General features: G+C 52.4%; 22 protein-coding genes. 9 read left to right on the top strand and 13 right to left on the bottom strand.

Features of this window, described 5'->3' with window-relative positions; genetic code table 11:
• Positions 1 to 11: 11 nt before the first annotated feature.
• From hscB to trmJ, 6 genes are all read right to left on the bottom strand, one after another.
• On the bottom strand, positions 12 to 527 hold the full coding sequence (hscB, locus tag FEK47_RS09890) for a co-chaperone HscB (protein ID WP_000384413.1): 516 nt from the start codon (positions 525 to 527) through the stop codon (positions 12 to 14).
• 95 nt (positions 528 to 622) lie between these two features.
• Complete coding sequence (gene iscA, locus FEK47_RS09885) at positions 623 to 946, bottom strand: iron-sulfur cluster assembly protein IscA (protein ID WP_000028953.1); 324 nt, start codon at positions 944 to 946, stop codon at positions 623 to 625.
• A gap of 16 nt (positions 947 to 962) precedes the next feature.
• Positions 963 to 1,349, bottom strand: a complete 387-nt coding sequence (gene iscU, locus FEK47_RS09880) for a Fe-S cluster assembly scaffold IscU (RefSeq protein ID WP_000331707.1) — start codon at positions 1,347 to 1,349, stop codon at positions 963 to 965.
• 27 nt (positions 1,350 to 1,376) lie between these two features.
• Positions 1,377 to 2,591 carry a cysteine desulfurase gene (gene iscS / locus FEK47_RS09875; RefSeq protein ID WP_001295373.1) on the bottom strand — a complete coding sequence of 405 codons (1,215 nt, stop codon included), beginning with the start codon at positions 2,589 to 2,591 and terminating at the stop codon, positions 1,377 to 1,379.
• 115 nt (positions 2,592 to 2,706) lie between these two features.
• On the bottom strand, positions 2,707 to 3,195 hold the full coding sequence (iscR, locus tag FEK47_RS09870) for a Fe-S cluster assembly transcriptional regulator IscR (RefSeq protein WP_001241354.1): 489 nt from the start codon (positions 3,193 to 3,195) through the stop codon (positions 2,707 to 2,709).
• Positions 3,196 to 3,463: 268 nt separating this feature from the next.
• On the bottom strand, positions 3,464 to 4,204 hold the full coding sequence (gene trmJ / locus FEK47_RS09865) for a tRNA (cytosine(32)/uridine(32)-2'-O)-methyltransferase TrmJ (RefSeq protein WP_000940019.1): 741 nt from the start codon (positions 4,202 to 4,204) through the stop codon (positions 3,464 to 3,466).
• Between the two features lie 118 nt (positions 4,205 to 4,322).
• On the opposite strand from trmJ, the gene suhB reads away from it, so the two are divergent.
• The 3 genes from suhB to csiE all read left to right on the top strand — a co-directional run bounded on the left by suhB (position 4,323) and on the right by csiE (position 7,596).
• On the top strand, positions 4,323 to 5,126 hold the full coding sequence (gene suhB / locus FEK47_RS09860; protein WP_000553451.1) for an inositol-1-monophosphatase: 804 nt from the start codon (positions 4,323 to 4,325) through the stop codon (positions 5,124 to 5,126).
• A 144-nt stretch (positions 5,127 to 5,270) separates the two neighbouring features.
• Entirely contained in the window at positions 5,271 to 6,125 is an 855-nt protein-coding gene (locus FEK47_RS09855; RefSeq protein WP_135486931.1) for an alpha/beta hydrolase, read from the top strand.
• Between the two features lie 190 nt (positions 6,126 to 6,315).
• Positions 6,316 to 7,596 carry a stationary phase inducible protein CsiE gene (csiE, locus tag FEK47_RS09850; protein ID WP_135486932.1) on the top strand — a complete coding sequence of 427 codons (1,281 nt, stop codon included), beginning with the start codon at positions 6,316 to 6,318 and terminating at the stop codon, positions 7,594 to 7,596.
• Here the strand turns inward: csiE and FEK47_RS09845 are convergent.
• Together FEK47_RS09845 and hcaR are read right to left on the bottom strand one after the other, a co-directional pair.
• Positions 7,588 to 8,727, bottom strand: a complete 1,140-nt coding sequence (locus tag FEK47_RS09845; RefSeq protein ID WP_135486933.1) for a 3-phenylpropionate MFS transporter — start codon at positions 8,725 to 8,727, stop codon at positions 7,588 to 7,590. The two genes, csiE and FEK47_RS09845, sit on opposite strands and share 9 nt — an antisense overlap.
• Positions 8,728 to 8,886: 159 nt before the next feature.
• On the bottom strand, positions 8,887 to 9,777 hold the full coding sequence (gene hcaR / locus FEK47_RS09840; RefSeq protein WP_135486934.1) for a DNA-binding transcriptional regulator HcaR: 891 nt from the start codon (positions 9,775 to 9,777) through the stop codon (positions 8,887 to 8,889).
• A 135-nt stretch (positions 9,778 to 9,912) separates the two neighbouring features.
• Between hcaR and hcaE the strand changes: the two genes are divergently transcribed.
• The 6 genes from hcaE (at position 9,913) to FEK47_RS09810 (ending at position 14,649) form a co-directional block, all read left to right on the top strand.
• A complete protein-coding gene (hcaE, locus tag FEK47_RS09835; protein WP_135486935.1) occupies positions 9,913 to 11,274 on the top strand; it encodes a 3-phenylpropionate/cinnamic acid dioxygenase subunit alpha in 1,362 nt (453 codons plus the stop codon).
• Positions 11,271 to 11,789, top strand: a complete 519-nt coding sequence (gene hcaF / locus FEK47_RS09830) for a 3-phenylpropionate/cinnamic acid dioxygenase subunit beta (RefSeq protein WP_135486936.1) — start codon at positions 11,271 to 11,273, stop codon at positions 11,787 to 11,789. Before hcaE ends, hcaF begins: the two co-directional genes overlap by 4 nt.
• On the top strand, positions 11,789 to 12,109 hold the full coding sequence (locus FEK47_RS09825; RefSeq protein WP_130214639.1) for a bifunctional 3-phenylpropionate/cinnamic acid dioxygenase ferredoxin subunit: 321 nt from the start codon (positions 11,789 to 11,791) through the stop codon (positions 12,107 to 12,109). Before hcaF ends, FEK47_RS09825 begins: the two co-directional genes overlap by 1 nt.
• The gene (gene hcaB / locus FEK47_RS09820; protein WP_097331975.1) at positions 12,106 to 12,918 is read left to right on the top strand and encodes a 3-phenylpropionate-dihydrodiol/cinnamic acid-dihydrodiol dehydrogenase; all 813 of its coding nucleotides are present in this window, start codon (positions 12,106 to 12,108) and stop codon (positions 12,916 to 12,918) included. The genes FEK47_RS09825 and hcaB overlap by 4 nt, the downstream gene beginning before the upstream one ends.
• A gap of 9 nt (positions 12,919 to 12,927) precedes the next feature.
• Positions 12,928 to 14,130: a phenylpropionate dioxygenase ferredoxin reductase subunit gene (hcaD, locus tag FEK47_RS09815; RefSeq protein ID WP_135486937.1), complete on the top strand. Its 1,203-nt coding sequence runs from the start codon at positions 12,928 to 12,930 to the stop codon at positions 14,128 to 14,130.
• A gap of 96 nt (positions 14,131 to 14,226) precedes the next feature.
• Positions 14,227 to 14,649 carry a DoxX family protein gene (locus tag FEK47_RS09810; RefSeq protein WP_001087245.1) on the top strand — a complete coding sequence of 141 codons (423 nt, stop codon included), beginning with the start codon at positions 14,227 to 14,229 and terminating at the stop codon, positions 14,647 to 14,649.
• Between the two features lie 47 nt (positions 14,650 to 14,696).
• On the opposite strand, the gene FEK47_RS09805 is transcribed toward FEK47_RS09810, so the two are convergent.
• The 5 genes from FEK47_RS09805 to FEK47_RS09785 are packed head-to-tail and all read right to left on the bottom strand — an operon-like array spanning position 14,697 to position 20,248.
• A complete protein-coding gene (locus FEK47_RS09805) occupies positions 14,697 to 15,569 on the bottom strand; it encodes an aldose 1-epimerase (RefSeq protein WP_135486938.1) in 873 nt (290 codons plus the stop codon).
• Positions 15,570 to 15,580: 11 nt separating this feature from the next.
• Positions 15,581 to 16,675 (bottom strand): zinc-binding dehydrogenase, encoded by a 1,095-nt coding sequence (locus tag FEK47_RS09800; RefSeq protein ID WP_000700812.1) that lies wholly within the window; start codon positions 16,673 to 16,675, stop codon positions 15,581 to 15,583.
• A gap of 32 nt (positions 16,676 to 16,707) precedes the next feature.
• Positions 16,708 to 17,706: an ABC transporter permease gene (locus FEK47_RS09795; RefSeq protein ID WP_001276664.1), complete on the bottom strand. Its 999-nt coding sequence runs from the start codon at positions 17,704 to 17,706 to the stop codon at positions 16,708 to 16,710.
• Between the two features lie 24 nt (positions 17,707 to 17,730).
• Positions 17,731 to 19,242, bottom strand: a complete 1,512-nt coding sequence (locus FEK47_RS09790) for a sugar ABC transporter ATP-binding protein (RefSeq protein WP_135486939.1) — start codon at positions 19,240 to 19,242, stop codon at positions 17,731 to 17,733.
• 22 nt (positions 19,243 to 19,264) lie between these two features.
• Entirely contained in the window at positions 19,265 to 20,248 is a 984-nt protein-coding gene (locus tag FEK47_RS09785) for a substrate-binding domain-containing protein (protein ID WP_105268353.1), read from the bottom strand.
• Positions 20,249 to 20,279 lie beyond the last annotated feature (31 nt).

Raw genomic sequence — 20,279 nt, 5'->3', positions numbered from 1 at the left:
GCTTCCAGAAATTAAAAATCGAGCAGTTTTTCTTCGAGTTGTTCGGCACTGCTTCGCAGTTTATCGAGAAAACGCAGTTTACGCACGGTATCCGCCGCCGCGTCCCACGTCTCGTTGTCTAACTGTTCAACCATCAACTGATGGCGGGTATCAAACATCTTTTTCACACGTTTGATAAAGCTTTCCAGCCGCGCTTCATCTTTCGCCTGTTCGATCTCGTCCAGTTCTTCGCGCAGCTCCAGCTGTTCCATCAGGAACGCGGTGTCGCGCACAGTATGCTGCTCGCTGGCGAGATCAAAACCGTGCAAAGAAAGCAAATATTCCGCGCGCATTAACGGATGACGCAGCGTTTGCCAGGCCTGGTTAATGGTTGCAGATTGCTGTACGGCGGCGAGTTGTTCCGCCTGGCTTCCGCTGGCGAATTTATCAGGATGATACTGACGTTGTAGATCCTGAAAACGCAGGCTCAGTGCCTGGGTATCGAGTTGATAACGGGCAGGCAAGCCAAAGAGGGTGAAGTAATCCATAACATTCTCAGGGCTGCGATCCGCCGCGATAACGGCGAATCAGGTAAAACAAACCCCACGCGCAGGCGACCACGGTGGGGTTATCGGTATGCGCATTAGACGTGGAAGCTTTCGCCGCAACCACACTCATCTTTGACGTTCGGGTTGGTGAATTTAAACCCTTCGTTCAGGCCTTCTTTTACGAAGTCCAGCTGCGTACCGTCCAGAAATTGCAGGCTTTTGCCATCGACCACGACTTTCACGCCTTTGTCTTCAAACACGATGTCTTCCGGCGTCGGTTCGTCAACAAATTCCAGTACATAAGCCATACCTGAACATCCGGAGGTTCTCACACCCAGACGCAGGCCAAACCCTTTGCCGCGGTTAGCCAGAAAGGTATTTACTCGCGCTGCTGCACTGTCGCTCAGTGTAATCGACATAACCAAACCTCAACTCTTATTTTGCTTCACGTTTGCTTTTATAGTCCGCAATGGCGGCTTTGATCGCGTCTTCTGCCAGAATAGAACAGTGAATTTTCACCGGCGGCAGTTCAAGTTCTTCAGCAATATCGGTGTTTTTGATCGCCTGCGCTTCGTCGAGAGACTTCCCTTTCACCCATTCGGTGACCAGGGAGCTGGAAGCGATAGCGGAACCACAGCCGTAAGTTTTAAAACGCGCGTCTTCAATGATACCTTCATCGTTGACTTTAATCTGCAACTTCATCACGTCGCCACAGGCCGGTGCACCCACCATGCCGCTGCCGACGTTCTCGTCGTTGTTGTCAAAGGAACCCACGTTACGCGGATTCTCGTAATGGTCGATAACTTTTTCGCTGTAAGCCATTATAAATTCTCCTGATTCCGATACCGATTAATGATGAGCCCATTCGATGCTGTTCAGATCCACGCCCTGCTTGTACATTTCCCACAGCGGAGAAAGGTCACGCAGACGACCGATGGATTTACGAACTAACTCGATGGTGTAGTCGATCTCTTCTTCAGTAGTAAAACGACCTAAAGAGAAACGGATAGAGCTATGTGCCAGCTCGTCGTTCAGCCCCAGCGCGCGCAGCACGTAGGACGGTTCGAGGCTTGCTGACGTACAGGCGGAACCTGAAGAAACCGCAAGGTCTTTCAGCGCCATAATCAGCGACTCACCTTCAACGTAGTTGAAGCTGACGTTGAGAATGTTCGGCGCACCGTGTTCCAGGTCACCGTTCAGGTAAACTTCTTCGATATCTTTGATGCCGTTCCACAGACGGTTACGCAGGCCGCGCAGACGTTCCATCTCGGTCGCCATCTCTTCTTTTGCGATGCGATAGGCTTCGCCCATACCGACGATCTGGTGAACAGGCAGGGTGCCGGAACGCATACCGCGCTCGTGACCGCCGCCGTGCATTTGCGCTTCGATGCGTACGCGCGGTTTACGACGCACATACAGCGCACCGATACCTTTCGGGCCATAAATTTTGTGGCCGGAGAAAGACATCAGGTCAACTTTCAACTGGCTCAGATCGATAGGCAGTTTGCCCACGCTCTGGGTTGCATCAACGTGATAGATAATGCCACGAGCACGGCACATTTCGCCGATAGCCGCGATATCCTGCACCACGCCGATTTCGTTATTCACGTGCATGATAGAAACGAGGATGGTGTCGTCACGCATCGCCGCTTCGAGTTCTTTCAGGTCAATAATACCGTTACGCTGCGGTGCCAGGTAGGTGACTTCAAAACCTTCGCGCTCCAGCTGACGGCAGGTATCCAGTACCGCTTTGTGTTCGGTTTTGCTGGTGATGATGTGCTTGCCTTTTTTCTGATAAAAGTTGGCTGCACCTTTGATCGCCAGGTTGTCAGATTCGGTTGCACCAGAGGTAAAGACGATTTCACGCGGGTCAGCGCCGACCAGATCGGCAATCTGATTACGGGCGATATCTACCGCTTCTTCAGCCTGCCAGCCGAAACGGTGAGAACGGGAGGCCGGGTTACCAAAGGTTCCGTCCATCGTCATAAACTGCATCATTTTCTCGGCAACACGCGGGTCCACCGGCGTGGTTGCGGAGTAGTCGAGATAAATCGGTAATTTCATTGCTCTATAAACTCCGTACATCACTCAATGCAAGGAACCAGGCTACCGGCTGGATGTACGACCGTGTTTACGGAGCGCGATACGCCCCGGCCTGATTCTGAATACTTTTTATCTTTTATGCGCGCAACTTAACATCAATTGCATCGTTACGATTGCTGCGTGGCGCGTCGTGAGTATGCTGACGACCAGACACATCCAGCACTTCCTGGTTATTAACCAGTTCGCCTAAAGTAATGTTGTTGAGAAAACCGGTGAGACGGTCGCTCAAATCACGCCACAGCGCGTGGGTCAGGCATTTATCGCCGCCCTGGCAGCCGCCTTTACCCTGACAACGGGTGGCATCTACAGATTCGTCAACGGCGCTAATCACTTCGCCAACGGCGATGCTGCTGGCATCTTTGCCTAACAGATAACCACCGCCTGGTCCACGTACGCTGGAAACCAGACCATTTTTACGCAGACGGGAAAACAGTTGTTCCAGATAAGAAAGGGAAATTCCCTGTCGTTCGGAAATATCAGCCAACGGTACCGGGCCTGCTTCGGAGTTGAGCGCAACGTCAAGCATTGCGGTCACGGCATAGCGCCCTTTAGATGTCAGTCTCATGTCTTACTTCACCTCAAACTCGCCCCTGCCCGGGGTTTTTATTGTAAAAGTGGGGGTATTGCATAGCAGGGTCAAGTCTGACATTCCCGAGTAATTTGGTCAACTATTTACTTGACTGATTTAGTCAGGTATTTAACCTTCAGTGCCATTTTTTATCGTGCCGTTTGTACCTGTTGTCGGATGCGGCGTGAATGCCTTATCCGACCCACGATTACGTGCACTTCCAGGCCTGATAAGACGCGATAAGCGTCGCATCAGGCAACCACTGTTATTCGGCCTTGTTACCTTTATTCTGCTGCTCTATAGAAGCCAGAATCCCGCGCAGGATATTCAATTCCTGGCTTTCCGGGCGCGCACGAGTAAATAGACGGCGCAATTTATTCATCACCTGCCCCGGATGGTTTTCACGGATAAAACCGGTTGCCAGCAGCGTTTGTTCGAGATGACCATAAAAACGCTCCAGATCATCGACCAGCGGATACGGCGTCTCTTCATGCTCGACCTGCTCGCCATTTTCCTGAGTTGCCAGCCAGGCCATGCGCACTTCATAGGCAATAACCTGAACCGCCATCGCCAGGTTCAGCGAGCTGTATTCCGGGTTAGCGGCAATCGCGACATGATAATGGCACTTCTGCAACTCTTCATTGGTCAAGCCGACGCGCTCGCGACCAAAAACCAGCGCCACCGGGGTATTTGCCGCTTCAGCGACGCTTTTCAGACCGCATTCGCGCGGGTCGAGCATCGGCCACGGCAACGTGCGGGAGCGTGCGCTGGTGCCCACCACCAGGCTACAACCGGCTAACGCTTCGTCGAGCGTATCGACGATGTGAGCATTACCAATCACATCGCTGGCGCCTGCCGCCAGGGCAATCGCCTGGGAGTCGGGTTTCACCAGTGGATTAACCAGCCACAGATTGGTTAATCCCATTGTTTTCATGGCACGGGCAACAGAACCCATATTGCCGGTGTGTGACGTCTCCACCAGCACAATTCGAATATTTTGCAGCATTGTCTTTCTTCGTCTAAAGATTATTCGCGTATCTTATCATAAAACGAAGACAGATGCCGATCTCGCTGCTATACTCTGCGCCGTTTTCCCGTTCTTTAACATCCAGTGAGAGAGACCGATGCATCCGATGCTGAACATCGCCGTGCGCGCAGCGCGCAAGGCGGGTAATTTAATTGCCAAAAACTATGAAACCCCGGACGCTGTAGAAGCGAGCCAGAAAGGCAGTAACGATTTCGTGACCAACGTAGATAAAGCTGCCGAAGCGGTAATTATCGACACGATTCGTAAATCTTACCCACAGCACACCATCATCACCGAAGAAAGCGGTGAACTTGAAGGTACTGATCAGGATGTTCAATGGGTTATCGATCCACTGGATGGCACTACCAACTTTATCAAACGTCTGCCGCACTTCGCGGTATCTATCGCTGTTCGTATCAAAGGCCGCACCGAAGTTGCTGTGGTTTACGATCCTATGCGTAATGAACTGTTCACCGCCACTCGCGGTCAGGGCGCACAGCTGAACGGCTACCGTCTGCGCGGCAGCACCGCTCGCGATCTCGACGGTACTATTCTGGCGACCGGCTTCCCGTTCAAAGCAAAACAATACGCCACCACCTACATCAACATCGTCGGCAAACTGTTCAACGAATGTGCAGACTTCCGTCGTACCGGTTCTGCGGCGCTGGATCTGGCTTACGTTGCTGCGGGCCGTGTTGACGGTTTCTTTGAAATCGGTCTGCGCCCGTGGGATTTCGCGGCAGGCGAGCTGCTGGTTCGTGAAGCGGGCGGCATCGTCAGCGACTTCACCGGTGGTCATAACTATATGCTGACCGGTAACATCGTTGCTGGTAATCCGCGCGTTGTTAAAGCCATGCTGGCGAACATGCGTGACGAGTTAAGCGACGCTCTGAAGCGTTAATGACTCAGGCGGGTGATATCACTCACCCGCCCTCGCCTTTCAGGCGCTATTCCGAAATACTTTCTCACCGCTTTACTTTCTTTCGTCACTCTCCCACCATCTTTCCCCGATTAATGGATGATAAAGAAGTCGCAAGGAAAGGTTATGGCGCTGCCAGTGAACAAACGCGTTCTCAAAATTCTGTTTATTCTCTTTGTTGTTGCCTTCTGCGTTTATTTAGTGCCGCGCGTTGCCATCAACTTCTTCTATTATCCTGACGATAAAATTTACGGTCCCGACCCCTGGTCGGCGGAATCCGTCGAATTTACGGCTAAGGACGGTACTCGTCTGCAAGGCTGGTTTATTCCTTCTTCGACGGGCCCCGCTGACAACGTCATCGCAACCATCATTCATGCTCATGGCAATGCCGGGAATATGTCCGCCCACTGGCCGCTGGTCAGTTGGTTACCAGAACATAATTTCAATGTTTTTATGTTTGATTATCGCGGGTTTGGTAAATCTAAAGGCACGCCATCACAAGCCGGATTACTGGACGATACGCAAAGTGCCATCAACGTGGTGCGACATCGTAGCGATGTAAACCCCAAGCGGCTGGTGCTGTTCGGGCAGAGTATTGGCGGGGCGAATATTCTGGATGTTATTGGTCAGGGTGATCGTGAAGGCATACGTGCGGTGATCCTCGACTCCACATTTGCCTCTTATTCGACCATCGCCAACCAGATGATACCCGGCAGCGGCTACTTACTTGATGAGAGTTACAGCGGCGAAAATTACATCGCCAGCGTCAGTCCTATCCCGCTTTTACTGATTCACGGCAAAGCTGATCATGTCATTCCATGGCAGCATAGCGAGAAATTATTTGCCCTGGCGAAAGAGCCAAAACGCCTGATTTTGATCCCCGATGGCGAACATCTTGATGCCTTTTCCGATCATCACGGAGACGTTTATCGCGAGCAGATGGTGGACTTTATCCTTAGCGCATTGAATCCACAGAATTAACCTTATGGTCGAAACCAGATAAAACAGTAAGAAATCACCTTATGGGATGGCATTAAACTGCCAAAAAGTGTTTATATCGATAAAAATTCTGTGATGTTTGTCATCATTTCTGATTAATAGCATTCCATTCACCGTATCCCTAAGCAAACTTTAGCTATTCTTATAAATTATGCTTATGGGAGATCTACAGATGATACCTACACTTGCCCCACCATCTGTACTTTCAACTCCCCAGCGCCGTTGCCAGGTATTGCTGACGCTGTTCCAGCCGGGGTTGAGCGCCACCACGGCAACTTTCAGCGAGATTAATGGTGTGGATGATGAAATGGTGGGTCGCGATATCAGCGAAACAGGACGGGAGATCCAGCGCTATCATCAACTCACCATTACAACTGGATATGACGGGAGCTACCGGATTGAAGGTACAATACTTAACCAACGCTTATGTTTATTTCATTGGCTACGACGCGCTTTTCGCCTTTGTCCGTCATTTATCAGCAGCCATTTTACGCCCGCGTTAAAGGGGGAGCTAAAGCGTCGGGGGATTGCTCGTAATTTTTATGATGACACCAATCTACTGGCGTTAGTTAATCTCTGCTCGCGAAGGCTGCAAAAACGCTTTGACGCGCGTGATGTTCATTTCCTGTGTTTGTATCTGCAATATTGCTTATTGCAACACCATGCCGGAATCTCGCCCCTGTTTAACCCGCTGCAACGTCACTGGTTGGAATCTTGCATTGAATTTCAGGTTGCACAGGAAATTGGCCGCCACTGGCAACGGCGGGCGCGTCAACCTGTCCCCACTGATGAGCCACTATTTATGGCATTGCTTTTTTCCCTGTTGCGGATTCCCGATCCACTGCGAGACACCCATCAGCATGGCAAACAGTTGCGCCTGTCAATTAACCGTCTGGTACAGCATTTTCGGCAGTTGAGTAACGTCCATTTCTATGATGAACAGGGGTTGTGCTATCAGCTTTATACTCACCTCGCCCAGGCGTTAAACCGCTGTTTGTTTTCTATCGGCATTGATAACACTTTACCGGAAGAGTTCCGTCGACTTTATCCACGGCTCGTCCACACCACCCGCGAATCGCTGGTCGGGTTTGAAAATGAGTACAACATCAGTCTTTCCGATGAAGAAAGTTGTCTGGTGGCAGTGATTTTCGGTGCATGGCTGATGCAGGCAAATGAAATTCACGAAAAACAGATTATTTTACTGACGGGCAATGACAGCGAACGAGAAGCGAATATTGAGCTGCAATTGCGTGAGCTAACGATACTGCCGCTCAATATTAAACACATGTCTGTGAAGACATTTTTGCAGATTGGCGCGCCGCGCAACACCGCGCTTATTATTGCGCCTTATACCATGCCACTACCGCTTTTTTCACCACCGCTTATTTATACGGATCTGACCCTGACGGCACATCAACAGGAACAGATCCGCAAAATACTTGAATCAGCATGAGGGAACGACTTTCGGGCGCAAAAACATTGCCGGAAACGCCACCAATGCCATCACCCAGAACACGCCATGCCCCAGATATTGATACAGGAAACCGGCGAAGACGGTCATGATGGCGATACTGCCGCCCATCGCGACGGCAGAATAAACTGCCTGCAAGCGGATAACCTCATTTCCCTGACGAGCGGCAATGTAGCGCATAGCGGCCAGGTGGCACACGGTGAAGGTGCCGCAATGCAAAATTTGCACCATAATCAACCACGGTAGCTCAGTGGTTGCCCCCATAATTCCCCAACGCAATACCCCACATACTGCCGAGATCAGCAACATATCACGGGCGCTACAACGGCGGAAAAGCTTATTACTCAGCGCAAAGATAATGACTTCCGCCACCACACCCAGCGACCACAAATAGCCCACCGCCGAGGCCGAGTAGCCAGCTGCCTGCCAGTAAATGGCGCTAAAACCGTAATAGGCCGCATGCGCCCCCTGCAATAAACAAACGCAGGCCAGAAAACGCCAGTTCTGGCGGACCAGCGCCAGCCACGCTGGCCACCCCGTGCTCTCCTGCTGACGGCTTGCCCCTTGTGGCTGAATCGTCGGACGGATAAGAAAGCCGAGCAGCATGGATGCCACGCCCAACGTCAACAGCGCGAGGATCACCCGATAATCAAACATAGTGACCAGTTTGCCCGTCAGCGCCGAGCCAATGACAAACGCCACCGAGCCCCAAAGTCGCACTTTGCCATAATCAAGCGGGAACTGCTTTTGCCACGTATTCGCCAGTGCATCGGTCAACGGTACCAGCGGTGAGAAAAAGAGGTTAAAACCAACCATCACCACCATCAACCACGCCACATGCGCACCCGCCCAGAAGGCGATGGCAAAGAGTAGCGTCAGCAACGCCAGCACACGCAGCGCAGAAATCAGGCGAGAAGGATCGCTGACGCGAGGCGCAATTATCAAACTACCGAGAAAACGGGCAACCAGCCCGGCCCCCAACAACAGGCCGATGGTTTCTGGCGTTAAGCCAATTCCCTTAAGCCAGACGCTCCAGAAAGGTAGAAAAATACCGTAGCTAAAAAAGTATGTGAAATAACCGAGCGCCAACCAGCGCGTGGATTGCAAAACCATGAGTCCCTCCCGTCAGGAGGCGTTAGTCTGGAGTTAATCGAATGTTGGTGCAAGTTGAAAAATAAGAATATTCGAGTCCGCTTCCCGCCGATTGTCATGCATATCAGGAAATGACAAAAAGATGCGACCTGCGACGTATCTTGCAAAAATAATGCGTAATTATGCCGTTACGCTTGCCAAACGTTCCTGCACAATGGCGATGAAATCACGTAACGCCGGTTTCATCCCCCCTTTCTTCCACGCCATCAGTAAAGCAATGGAAGGCACATTTCCGGCAATTGGCCGAAAAACAACCTGCCCGGTATTAAAATTATTCATATAACCGGGTATCAAAGTGACGCCCAACCCCATCCCCACCAGATTCATGGTCACCAGAATATTAGTTGCCACCTGCACAATATTTGGCTGGCTGTTTTCTTGCGCAAACCAGGTTTTAACAATCGGTGCAAGCGAGCCGGAATATGCCGGATCGGTACTGACGAAATTAACGCCATTAAGCTGCGCGGCGGTAATCTCTTTTTCTTGTGCTAAAGGATGATCAACCGGCAACACCACCACTAATGGTTCGTCAAAAATTTCCAGATAATCAATCTCCGGGCTATAAACAGGATGGCGCATTAAGCCGACGTCCAGTTCACCACGGCGAATTTTTTCTTCCTGTTCCGTGGTAATTAAACTCACCAGCTCAATCAAGGTTTCTGGCTGCTTCAGTCGAAACATGGGCAATACTTTTGGCAGTAAATTCACTTCCGCCGATGGCACAAAACCGATAGTTAAATGCTTATCTTCCTGAACAATTTTCCGCGCCCGTTGTTTGGCATTTTCCGCTTGTTCGAGAATCGCCTGCGCGTCCTGGAGAAAACATTCTCCCGCCGCCGTCAACGCGACTTTGCGCTTATCTCTCACCAGTAACGGAACACCGACACAGTTTTCGAGATCGCGGATCTGGCTGCTTAACGAAGGTTGTGATGTATGCAGTTTTTCCGCCGCACGAGTGAAGTTCAGCGCCTGAGCTACTGCGACGAAATAGCGTAAATGCCGTAGTTCCATCACCTTCCCCTTGTTATCGAAAAAACGTCTCAGTTGGTAGAAATTAACTATTTCACATATCAGCAACCAACCAGCAACATCCTTATGGCACAAAAATAGAAGGTCAATACATCTTATCTTTCAGGATTAAAAAATATGACCACACCCTCAGATTTGAACATTTACCAACTGATTGACACCCAAAACGGTCGGGTTACTCCGCGTATTTATACCGACCCGGACATTTACCAACTGGAGCTTGAGCGTATTTTCGGTCGTTGCTGGCTATTTCTCGCCCACGAAAGCCAGATCCCAAAACCTGGTGATTTCTTTAACACCTACATGGGGGAAGATGCGGTTGTCGTGGTGCGCCAGAAAGACGGCAGCATTAAGGCGTTTCTCAACCAGTGCCGCCACCGGGCCATGCGCGTGAGCTATGCCGATTGCGGCAATACTCGCGCCTTCACCTGCCCATATCACGGCTGGTCTTACGGCATTAACGGCGAATTGATCGACGTACCGCTGGAACCTCGCGCCTACCCGCAAGGTCTGTGTAAATCCCACTGGGGATTAAACGAAGTTCCCTGCGTAGAAAGTTATAAGGGGTTGATTTTTGGCAACTGGGACACCACTACACCGGGCCTGCGTGATTATCTTGGTGACATTGCCTGGTATCTGGATGGCATGCTGGATCGTCGCGAAGGCGGCACCGAAATTGTCGGCGGTGTACAGAAATGGGTGATCAACTGCAACTGGAAATTCCCGGCGGAGCAATTCGCCAGCGACCAATATCACGCTCTGTTCAGCCACGCTTCTGCCGTTCAGGTATTAGGAGCAAAAGATGATGGCAGTGATAAACGCCTCGGCGATGGACAAACCGCTCGCCCGGTATGGGAAACCGCTAAAGATGCCCTGCAATTTGGTCAGGACGGTCACGGCAGCGGCTTCTTCTTTACTGAAAAACCGGATGCTAATGTCTGGGTTGATGGCGCAGTTTCCAGCTATTACCGCGAAACCTACACCGAGGCGGAACAACGTTTAGGTGAAGTTCGCGCCCTGCGCCTGGCAGGTCATAACAACATCTTCCCGACACTCTCCTGGCTCAACGGCACTGCCACGCTCCGCGTCTGGCATCCGCGCGGCCCCGACCAGGTAGAAGTGTGGGCGTTCTGTATCACCGACAAAGCCGCCTCCGATGAAGTTAAAGCCGCTTTTGAAAACAGCGCCACCCGCGCTTTTGGTCCTGCTGGTTTTCTCGAGCAGGATGACTCGGAGAACTGGTGTGAAATCCAGAAATTGCTGAAAGGCCACCGCGCCCGCAACAGCAAACTGTGTCTGGAAATGGGGCTTGGTCAGGAAAAGCGTCGCGACGACGGCATTCCTGGCATTACTAACTATATTTTCTCAGAAACTGCCGCTCGCGGAATGTACCAACGTTGGGCCGATCTCCTGAGTAGCGAAAGCTGGCAGGAAGTGCTCGATAAAACCGCCGCTTACCAGCAGGAGGTGATGAAATGAGTGCGCAAGTTTCACTGGAGTTACATCACCGCATTAGCCAGTTTCTCTTTCACGAAGCCAGCTTACTGGACGACTGGAAATTTCGTGACTGGCTGACGCAACTCGACGAAGAGATTCGTTACACCATGCGCACCACAGTTAACGCGCAAACACGCGACCGCCGCAAAGGCGTCCAGCCGCCGACAACCTGGATTTTTAATGACACCAAAGACCAGCTGGAGCGGCGAATCGCCCGTCTGGAAACGGGCATGGCCTGGGCAGAAGAACCGCCGTCACGCACCCGCCACTTAATCAGCAACTGCCAGGTAAGCGAAACCGACATACCAAACGTATTTGCCGTGCGGGTGAATTATTTGCTCTACCGGGCTCAAAAAGAGCGCGATGAAACGTTCTATGTTGGAACGCGTTTCGACAAAGTTCGCCGTCTGGAAGACGGGAACTGGCGCTTGCTGGAACGGGATATCGTCCTGGATCAAGCGGTCATCTCCTCCCATAACCTGAGTGTACTGTTCTGATGAATCGAATTTATGCGTGTCCCGTTGCGGATGTGCCGGAGGGTGAGGCTCTCCGGATCGATACCTCGCCCGTCATCGCCCTGTTCAACGTCGGCGGCGAGTTTTATGCCATTAACGATCGTTGCAGCCATGGTAATGCGTCGATGTCAGAAGGGTATCTGGAAGATGACGCAACGGTGGAATGCCCACTGCACGCCGCCAGTTTTTGCCTGAAAACGGGGAAAGCGTTATGCCTGCCCGCCACCGATCCGCTAACCACTTATCCAGTACACGTTGAAGGTGGTGACATCTTCATCGACTTACCGGGGGCGCAGCCATGAGCGATCTGCACAACGAATCCATTTTTATTACCGGCGGCGGCTCGGGATTAGGCCTGGCGCTGGTCGAGCGATTTATCGAGGAAGGCGCGCAGGTTGCCACGCTGGAACTGTCGGCGGCAAAAGTCGCCAGTCTGCGTCAGCGATTTGGCGAACATATTCTGGCGGTGGAAGGTAACGTGACCTGTTATGCCGATTATCAACGCGCGGTCGATCAGATCCTGACTCGTTCCGGCAAGCTGGATTGTTTTATCGGCAATGCAGGCATCTGGGATCACAATGCCTCACTGGTTAATACTCCCGCAGAGACGCTCGAAACCGGCTTCCACGAGCTGTTTAACGTCAACGTTCTCGGTTACCTGCTGGGCGCAAAAGTCTGCGCTCCGGCGTTAATCGCCAGTGAAGGCAGCATGATTTTCACACTGTCAAATGCCGCCTGGTATCCTGGCGGCGGTGGCCCGCTGTACACCGCCAGTAAACATGCCGCAACCGGGCTTATTCGCCAACTGGCTTATGAACTGGCACCGAAAGTACGGGTGAATGGCGTCGGCCCGTGCGGTATGGCCAGCGATCTGCGCGGCCCACAGGCGTTGGGGCAAAGTGAAACATCGATAATGCAGTCTCTGACGCCGGAGAAAATTGCCGCCATTTTACCGCTGCAATTTTTCCCGCAACCGGCGGATTTCACTGGTCCGTATGTGATGTTGGCATCGCGGCGCAATAATCGTGCATTAAGTGGGGTGATGATCAACGCCGATGCCGGTTTAGCCATTCGCGGAATTCGCCACGTAGCGGCTGGGCTGGATCTTTAAGGACGTGAAATGAAAGAAAAAACGATCATTATTGTCGGTGGCGGGCAAGCGGCGGCAATGTTTGCGGCCTCGCTACGCCAACAAGGATTCACTGGTGAGCTGCACCTGTTTTCCGATGAGCAACATCTTCCTTATGAACGACCACCGCTCTCGAAAACCATGTTACTGGAGGATTCCCCGCACTTGCAGCCCGTGTTACCCGCTATCTGGTGGCAGGAAAACAATGTTCATCTGCATTCCGGTGTAACCATCAAATCATTGGGCCGCGACACACGAGAGTTAGTGTTAGCCAACGGCGAAAGCTGGCACTGGGATCAGCTTTTTATAGCAACCGGCGCGGCAGCTCGACCGCTGCCGTTGCTTGATGCACTGGGAGAACGCTGCTTTACCCTGCGCCATGCCGGTGATGCCGCCAGACTGCGAGAAGTTCTGCAGCCCGAACGGTCAGTAGTGATTGTCGGTGCCGGAACTATTGGTCTGGAACTGGCTGCCAGCGCCACGCAGCGCGGTTGTAAGGTGACAGTGATTGAACTGGCAGCAACCGTCATGGGCCGCAATGCGCCGCCGCCCGTGCAACGCTATCTTTTGCAGCGCCATCAGCAGGCTGGCGTGCGCGTCTTGCTCAACAATGCCATTGAGCATGTGGTCGATGGTGAGAAAGTAGAGCTGACGTTGCAAAGCGGCGAAACGCTTCAGGCCGATGTAGTGATTTACGGTATTGGTATCAGCGCCAACGACCGCCTGGCACGTGAGGCCAACCTTGATACGGTAAATGGTATTGTCATTGACGAGGCTTGCCGCACCAGAGATCCCGCGATCTTTGCCGGTGGCGATGTGGCAATCACTCGTCTTGATAATGGTGCACTACACCGCTGCGAAAGCTGGGAAAACGCCAATAACCAGGCGCAAACTGCCGCAGCCGCAATGTTGGGACTACCGCTTCCGCTACTGCCGCCACCGTGGTTCTGGAGCGATCAGTACAGTGATAACTTACAGTTTATTGGCAATATGCGTGGCGATGACTGGATTTGTCGTGGCAACCCGGAAGCCCGGAAAGCGATTTGGTTTAATCTGCAAAGCGGTGTGCTTATCGGCGCGGTAACGCTGAATCAGGGACGTGAGATTCGCCCAATCCGCAAATGGATCCAGAGCGGTAAAACGTTTGATGCGAAACGGCTGACAGATGAGAACATCGCGCTTAAATCACTGTAACCAGGATAATTAGCGAATATCTCAACGCCTGGGGCGTGGCGAGGTGCAAGAGTGTGTATTACGTTTAAATCACATTATCTTGCAAAGGGATTGGTTATGAACTCACTACGTTATTTTGATTTTGGTGCTGCCCGCCCCGTTTTGTTATTAATTGCCCGTATCGCCGTCATCTTAATTTTCATTATTTTTGGTTTTCCCAAAATGATGGGCTTTGACGGAACGGTACAATATATGGCCTCGCTGGGCGCACCGATGCCGATGCTGGCGGCAGTTATTGCGGTGATTATGGAAGTACCCGCCGCGATATTAATCATACTTGGCTTTTTCACCCGTCCGCTGGCGGTGCTGTTTATTTTCTACACGCTGGGAACTGCGGTGATTGGTCATCATTACTGGGATATGACTGGCGATGCGGTTGGGCCAAATATGATTAATTTCTGGAAGAATATCAGCATTGCTGGCGCATTCCTGCTGCTGGCAATTACCGGGCCGGGGGCAATTTCTCTCGATCGGCGTTAGGAAAGATGCCGGATGCGGCGTGAACGCCTTATCCGGCATTTTATAAATTACAGCCACTCTACCCGCAACGACATCTCTGAGGTTGTTGATTCCCCCGGCGCAAGCGCAATGAGGTCACCCCCTTCCGGGCGATGATGGTCATCCGGCGCATGGCTCATCGGCTCCAGACAGAAGAAATCAAACGCATACCCTTTATCAAACGCGGGATCGGAGACAAAGATGAAATAGCACGGCGCAGGCGGCGTCGTTTCCATGATGACGGCGTAACCCTCCTGCGGCTGCTCGATGCGGGCCTGACCATTCCATCCGGCAAAACCATTGTTCACCCACTGGCGCGGCAACGGCGCGAGCTGGTTGAAATCCAGTTCCTGCGGTAGCTGCTCGCAAAACTCACCCGCCAGCCACTGCTCCCGCTCCAGCCAGTAACCGCTCGCCTGTGCCTGAATCCGCGCTTGCGGCGACAACGGAAAATAAGGATGCCAGCCGGTACCAAATGGCAGCGTCTCTGCCCCTTGATTGGTGACAGCGAGCGTCACCGTCAGCGTATCCGCCGTTAAATGAAACGCCTGACTTACCCGATAGTGATAGACACCGCTGCGATGTTCATACACCAGACACAAACTATCATCGCTGTGCGAGACACATTGCCACTCGCCCAACCAGCCATCGCCGTGTAGATAGTGCGCATCCCACTCAACATTCGGTTGCAGTTGATACTCACGCCCCTGCCAGACAAAACGGTTGCCGCTCACCCGGTTTGCAAATGGCACCAACGGAAAACAAGAGGCATCGGTTGCCACACCGCTTTTTTTACCGGGACGTAAGAGCGGCGTCGTGTCACGCCAGAAGCCTTCGATTACGCCCCCCTGGTCAGAAACGTCCAGCTTTAGCGGCCCGTGAGATAAGGTATAGATGGTCATCCGCTAACTCCTTAATCCGGGAAATTAATCACAACTTTCCCGCATTTGCCGCTCGCCATCAGCGCATAGGCATCTCCAGCCTGTTCCAGCGTGAAGCGGTGGGTAATAGCATTACGCGGCCACAGTTTCCAGTCAGTCAAATCGTGGGCGCATTTTTCCATATGGAACAGACTGGTCACCCAGGAGCCGATAATCCGCCGTTGATGGTGCATCAGATCGGCGCTGACCTCGAATTCCACTTTTCCGGTTTCACCAATGTAAACCACCCGCCCCCAGTCAGCAGTGGATTGCAGTGCCAGCAAGCGACCTGCGGCATTACCAGAACAATCAAGAGCAACATCCGCGCCACCGTGGGTAAGTTCAGCAATTATCTGCGGCAGACCTTCGGTGGTCGCTAAATAGCCGTGATCCATCACCCCTAACTGTTTCGCCATCGCCAGACGTTCCGGCAGCATATCAACGCCAATGATCCTTTTTGCACCACGACCTTTCGCCAGCATCATCGCCATCATGCCGACCGGCCCCAGACCGACCACCAGCACGTTATCGCTGCCGGAAACTTCGCCGCGCAAAATCCCTTCATAGGCCGTGCCAACGCCGCAACTGATAAACGCACCATCTTCGTAGCTCAGCGCATCCGGCAGGAGGATCAGATCTTTTTCTTCCGCCAGCAGATATTCGGCATGACCGCCGTCACGCTGCCAGCCGTAAGCCGCTTTTCCTTTGCCAGTACAAGAGATAGGAAAGCCGCGGCGGCAGTTCGGGCAAAAACCACAGCCAGAAATGTGATACACCAGCACGCGATCACCCTCTTTAAAATGGCGACAGCCTTGCCCCATCGCCACAATTTGCCCGCACGGCTCATGACCGTTGATAAAGCCCTGGTATAACGGTTTATCGGGCGCCGCCGCCGTGGCGCGGTGTTGATGGTAGATATAGTGGACATCGCTTCCGCAAATCCCGGAGGATTTCATTTTGATCAGTACCTGGTTAATCCCCGGCGTCGGCACCGCAACTTCCCGCAGATCGACGGTCGAATTTCCTGGTAAATAAGCTGCCAGCATCGTTTTCATAAATCCCTCATTAACAATACGATTAATTTTCATCCCTGCCGCACCCGCGCCAGGGGCGTTAAGGTTTAGCGTTTCGCTTTACTGCTTCGCTGGGTCAGCAAGATATTCGCCAGCACCGCCACCACGATAATGACGCCGCGTACCACCTGCTGGAAAAAGGAGTTAATCCCGAGCAATACCAGACCGTTACCGATTAGCGTAATCACCAGCACACCAAGCAATGTACCGAACAGGGAACCGCGACCGCCGGAAAGTGCCGTACCGCCGACCACGACCGCGGCGATGACGTCAAACTCCAGACCGTTTGCCGCACCTGCGTTACCAGAACCGAGGCGCGCCGCCAGCAAAATGCCAGTCACCGCCGCTAATAATCCCGAAAGGGTAAAGATAAGAATGCGCACCCGACGAACGTTGATGCCGCACAACTGCGCCGCCGTAGCATTACCGCCAACGGCAAAAACCGAGCGCCCGAAAGCGGTTTTACGACTGATGAACACAAACAGCGCAAACAACACCATCATGATCAGCGCGGATACCGGCACTCCGAGAAATTGTCCACCCAGCCAGTCCAGTACCTCGTTTTCGTCAATCGGCACTGGCAGGGCGTTAGTCATAAACAGCCCCATTCCGCGCAGGGCGCTCCACAGCCCCAGCGTGGCAACGAAACTTGGTACGTTAAACACACCGCGCAGCACCCCGGCCAGCGTTCCCATCAGCGCGCCTAACAGCAACACCAGCAGACAAGCAATCGCCAGCGGAACTTCAAATTGCAGCAAAAATGCCAGGCACACCGAGACAAAAGCCACCATCGGCCCAACGCTGACATCAATTTCCCCGGAGATAATAATCAGCGTCATCGCCCAGGCGGCGATCCCAATGGTGGCGGCATCGCGCAGCACGTTCATTTGGTTATTCAATGAGATAAAGCCAGGCGCGTTCAGGGAGAAGACCAGATACAAAATGGCAATCACCACCAGCAAACCGATCTCATTAATATGGCGACTGACAAATTGTTTGAGCGAGACGCTCTTGCCCTGCGGCAATGGTAATGACGAAGCAGACATCTTCAGGTTCCTCGGTAAAATTCATCAGTGCACAGACAGAATGGCGGACATCAGCTCATCCACATTGACCGGAGAGTGAAACTCCTGCGAGAACGTACCGTGCTGTAACAACAGAATGCGGTCGCACACCAGCGGTAACTCCTCCACTTCACTGGAGATAAACACCACGCTTTTTCCTTCGGCAGCCAGCTCGCGGACAATGCGGTAAATCTGCTGTTTGGCTTCGATATCGACGCCGCGCGTTGGCTCGTCGAGCAACAAAATCTGGCTGGCGGCATAGACCCAACGACCGATCACCACTTTTTGCTGATTGCCGCCAGAAAGCGTGCCGATGGGTGTTTCGCTACTGGCAGCCTTGACCGTCATCCGCTGCATCACCTCTTCGGTCAGGCGGCGGATGGTGGACCATTGCAGTACGCCGTTGGTGCTGATTTTTTGCCGATTGGTCAGCACTGTATTTTCGTCAACGCCCAGCCAGGGAATGATCCCCGCTTCTTTGCGGTTTTCTGGCGTATAGCCAATGCCGCGTTTCAGCATGTCGCCGTAATCAGGGCGCGTGATTTTCTCGCCGTTGATAACAATTTCGCCCTGTTCATACGCTTCCAGCCCAACTATCGCTTTCAGCAATTCACTACGCCCTGCCCCCAGCAAGCCAGCAATGCCGAGCACTTCGCCACGACGCAGGGAAAAACTGATCTCTGTAAGTTTGGGTCTGTGGCGTAACGCGCGAACTTCCAGTACGGTCTGGTCCGCAATCTCCTGAGCTGCAACCGGTGCAATATCAACGTGATCGCGCCCGAGCATCAACGACACAATATGGCGAGTTGAGGTGTTTTCGAGCATCACATCGCCCGCCACCTGCCCGTCGCGCATGACGGTGGCACAGGAAGCGATACGGCGGATTTCCTCCATCCTGTGGCTGACGTAAATCACCGCCACGCCCAGTGCCGACATTTTTTTCACAGCGCTGATCACCAGTTCAACTTCCGCACTGGCAAGCGAGCTGGTGGGTTCATCAAGGATGACCACGCGCGGCTCGCCCTTCATCACCCGCGCAATTTCCACCAGTTGCTTTTGCGCCGGGCTTAGCGTTGAAACAAGTTGTTCAGGACTAACGTCAACGCCCAGCGCCTGTAAGCAACGTTGGGCATCCTGCGCCATTTGCAGGTAATCAATCATGCCGTTGCGGCGAGGCCATTGACCAAGACAGAGGTTTTCTGCCACCGTCAGCCCTTCCACCAGACTTAATTCCTGATAAACCGCGCGTACCCCCAGTTCAGCGGCACGGCGAGTCAGCGTAGCTTCGTCACCTTCCAGTCGCGTCTCGCCAATCCAGATATCACCGCTATCCGGGCGTTCGCTACCGGTAAGCATTCGAATGAGGGTCGATTTTCCCGCACCGTTTTTGCCTAACAGCGCGCGAACTTCGCCTTTATTGAGCGTGAAGTTAACGTTATCCAGCGCAACGACGCCGGGGTAACGCTTATTTCCTGCCACCACTTTTGCTACCGGGACTGCCTCTGTTGCCGTGAACATAGGGACCTCTGCGAATCAGCGATTAGGGCAGACCATCAACGTGCGTTGCCAGCCACTGTTTACCGTCTTCAGTTTTGGTATAGAGATCGATTGGCACCTGAATCACTTTTTCACCGTCGGCTTGTTTATTGATAACCTTCAATGTTTGCGCGAAAACAGCATTGCCCATTTTCTTACCGGAAATATCCACTACCGCTTTCAGCACCTGGTTGTTTTCCAGCTCCTGAGCAATTTCAGTGGTCATGTCCGAACCGAAAACGGCAATTTTTCCGGCCTGATTTTGATTGCGTACCGCTTTTACCGCACCAAGTGTCGCTCCGCCCGATTCCCCCATAATGGCGTTGAGATCTGGCGTGGAGATAATCAGTTTTTCACCGACAGAAATCGCTTTATCTAAAACAGTCCCTTCCTGATTAGCGACAATTTGCGCGCCGGGAACGCGGGCTTTTAATACTTCTTCAAACCCTTTACGTCGTTGCACACAAACTTCAAAGGCTTCACAATTGATGACGGCAATTTTCGGCTGGTCAATTTTGTTGGCAATAAAATAATCGGCGGCAGCGTTACCCAGTTTTTTACCAAATTCCAGCGGATCGCCGACCAGATACGCCGAGACATATTTATCGACACCCTTTTGATTAATACAGGTGTTGTAGCAAATCACCGGAATACCCGCTTCACTGGCGCGACGAACGGTACGGCTACTGCCATTTTCAGACACTGCCGATAAAATAATGGCATCGACATTACGCGCCACGAGGGTATCTACAAAAGTACTTTCTTTCGAAATATCGCCCTGGGCGTTAGTTTCAATTAACTGTACCTGTACTGAAGAATCTTTTGCCGCATCCTGAACGCCCTGACGCACTCCAGCGTAATATCCCTGGGTATCAAGGTATATTGCGCCAATGGTCATTTCTTTATCCGCAGCGTTGGCAAATAGTGCGCTACCTAATAGCGTAGCCATTAATAATAGATTACGGGTTGTTCTCATTTTTTTAGGCATAGTGCCTCCTGTAGGGTTTTTATTTACAACG

It is taken from the genome of Escherichia sp. E3659 (assembly GCF_005781135.1).
Classification (GTDB): Bacteria; Pseudomonadota; Gammaproteobacteria; order Enterobacterales; family Enterobacteriaceae; genus Escherichia.
The sequence above is the reverse complement of the archived record's forward strand: the minus strand, read 5'-3'. Positions and strand labels throughout refer to the sequence as shown.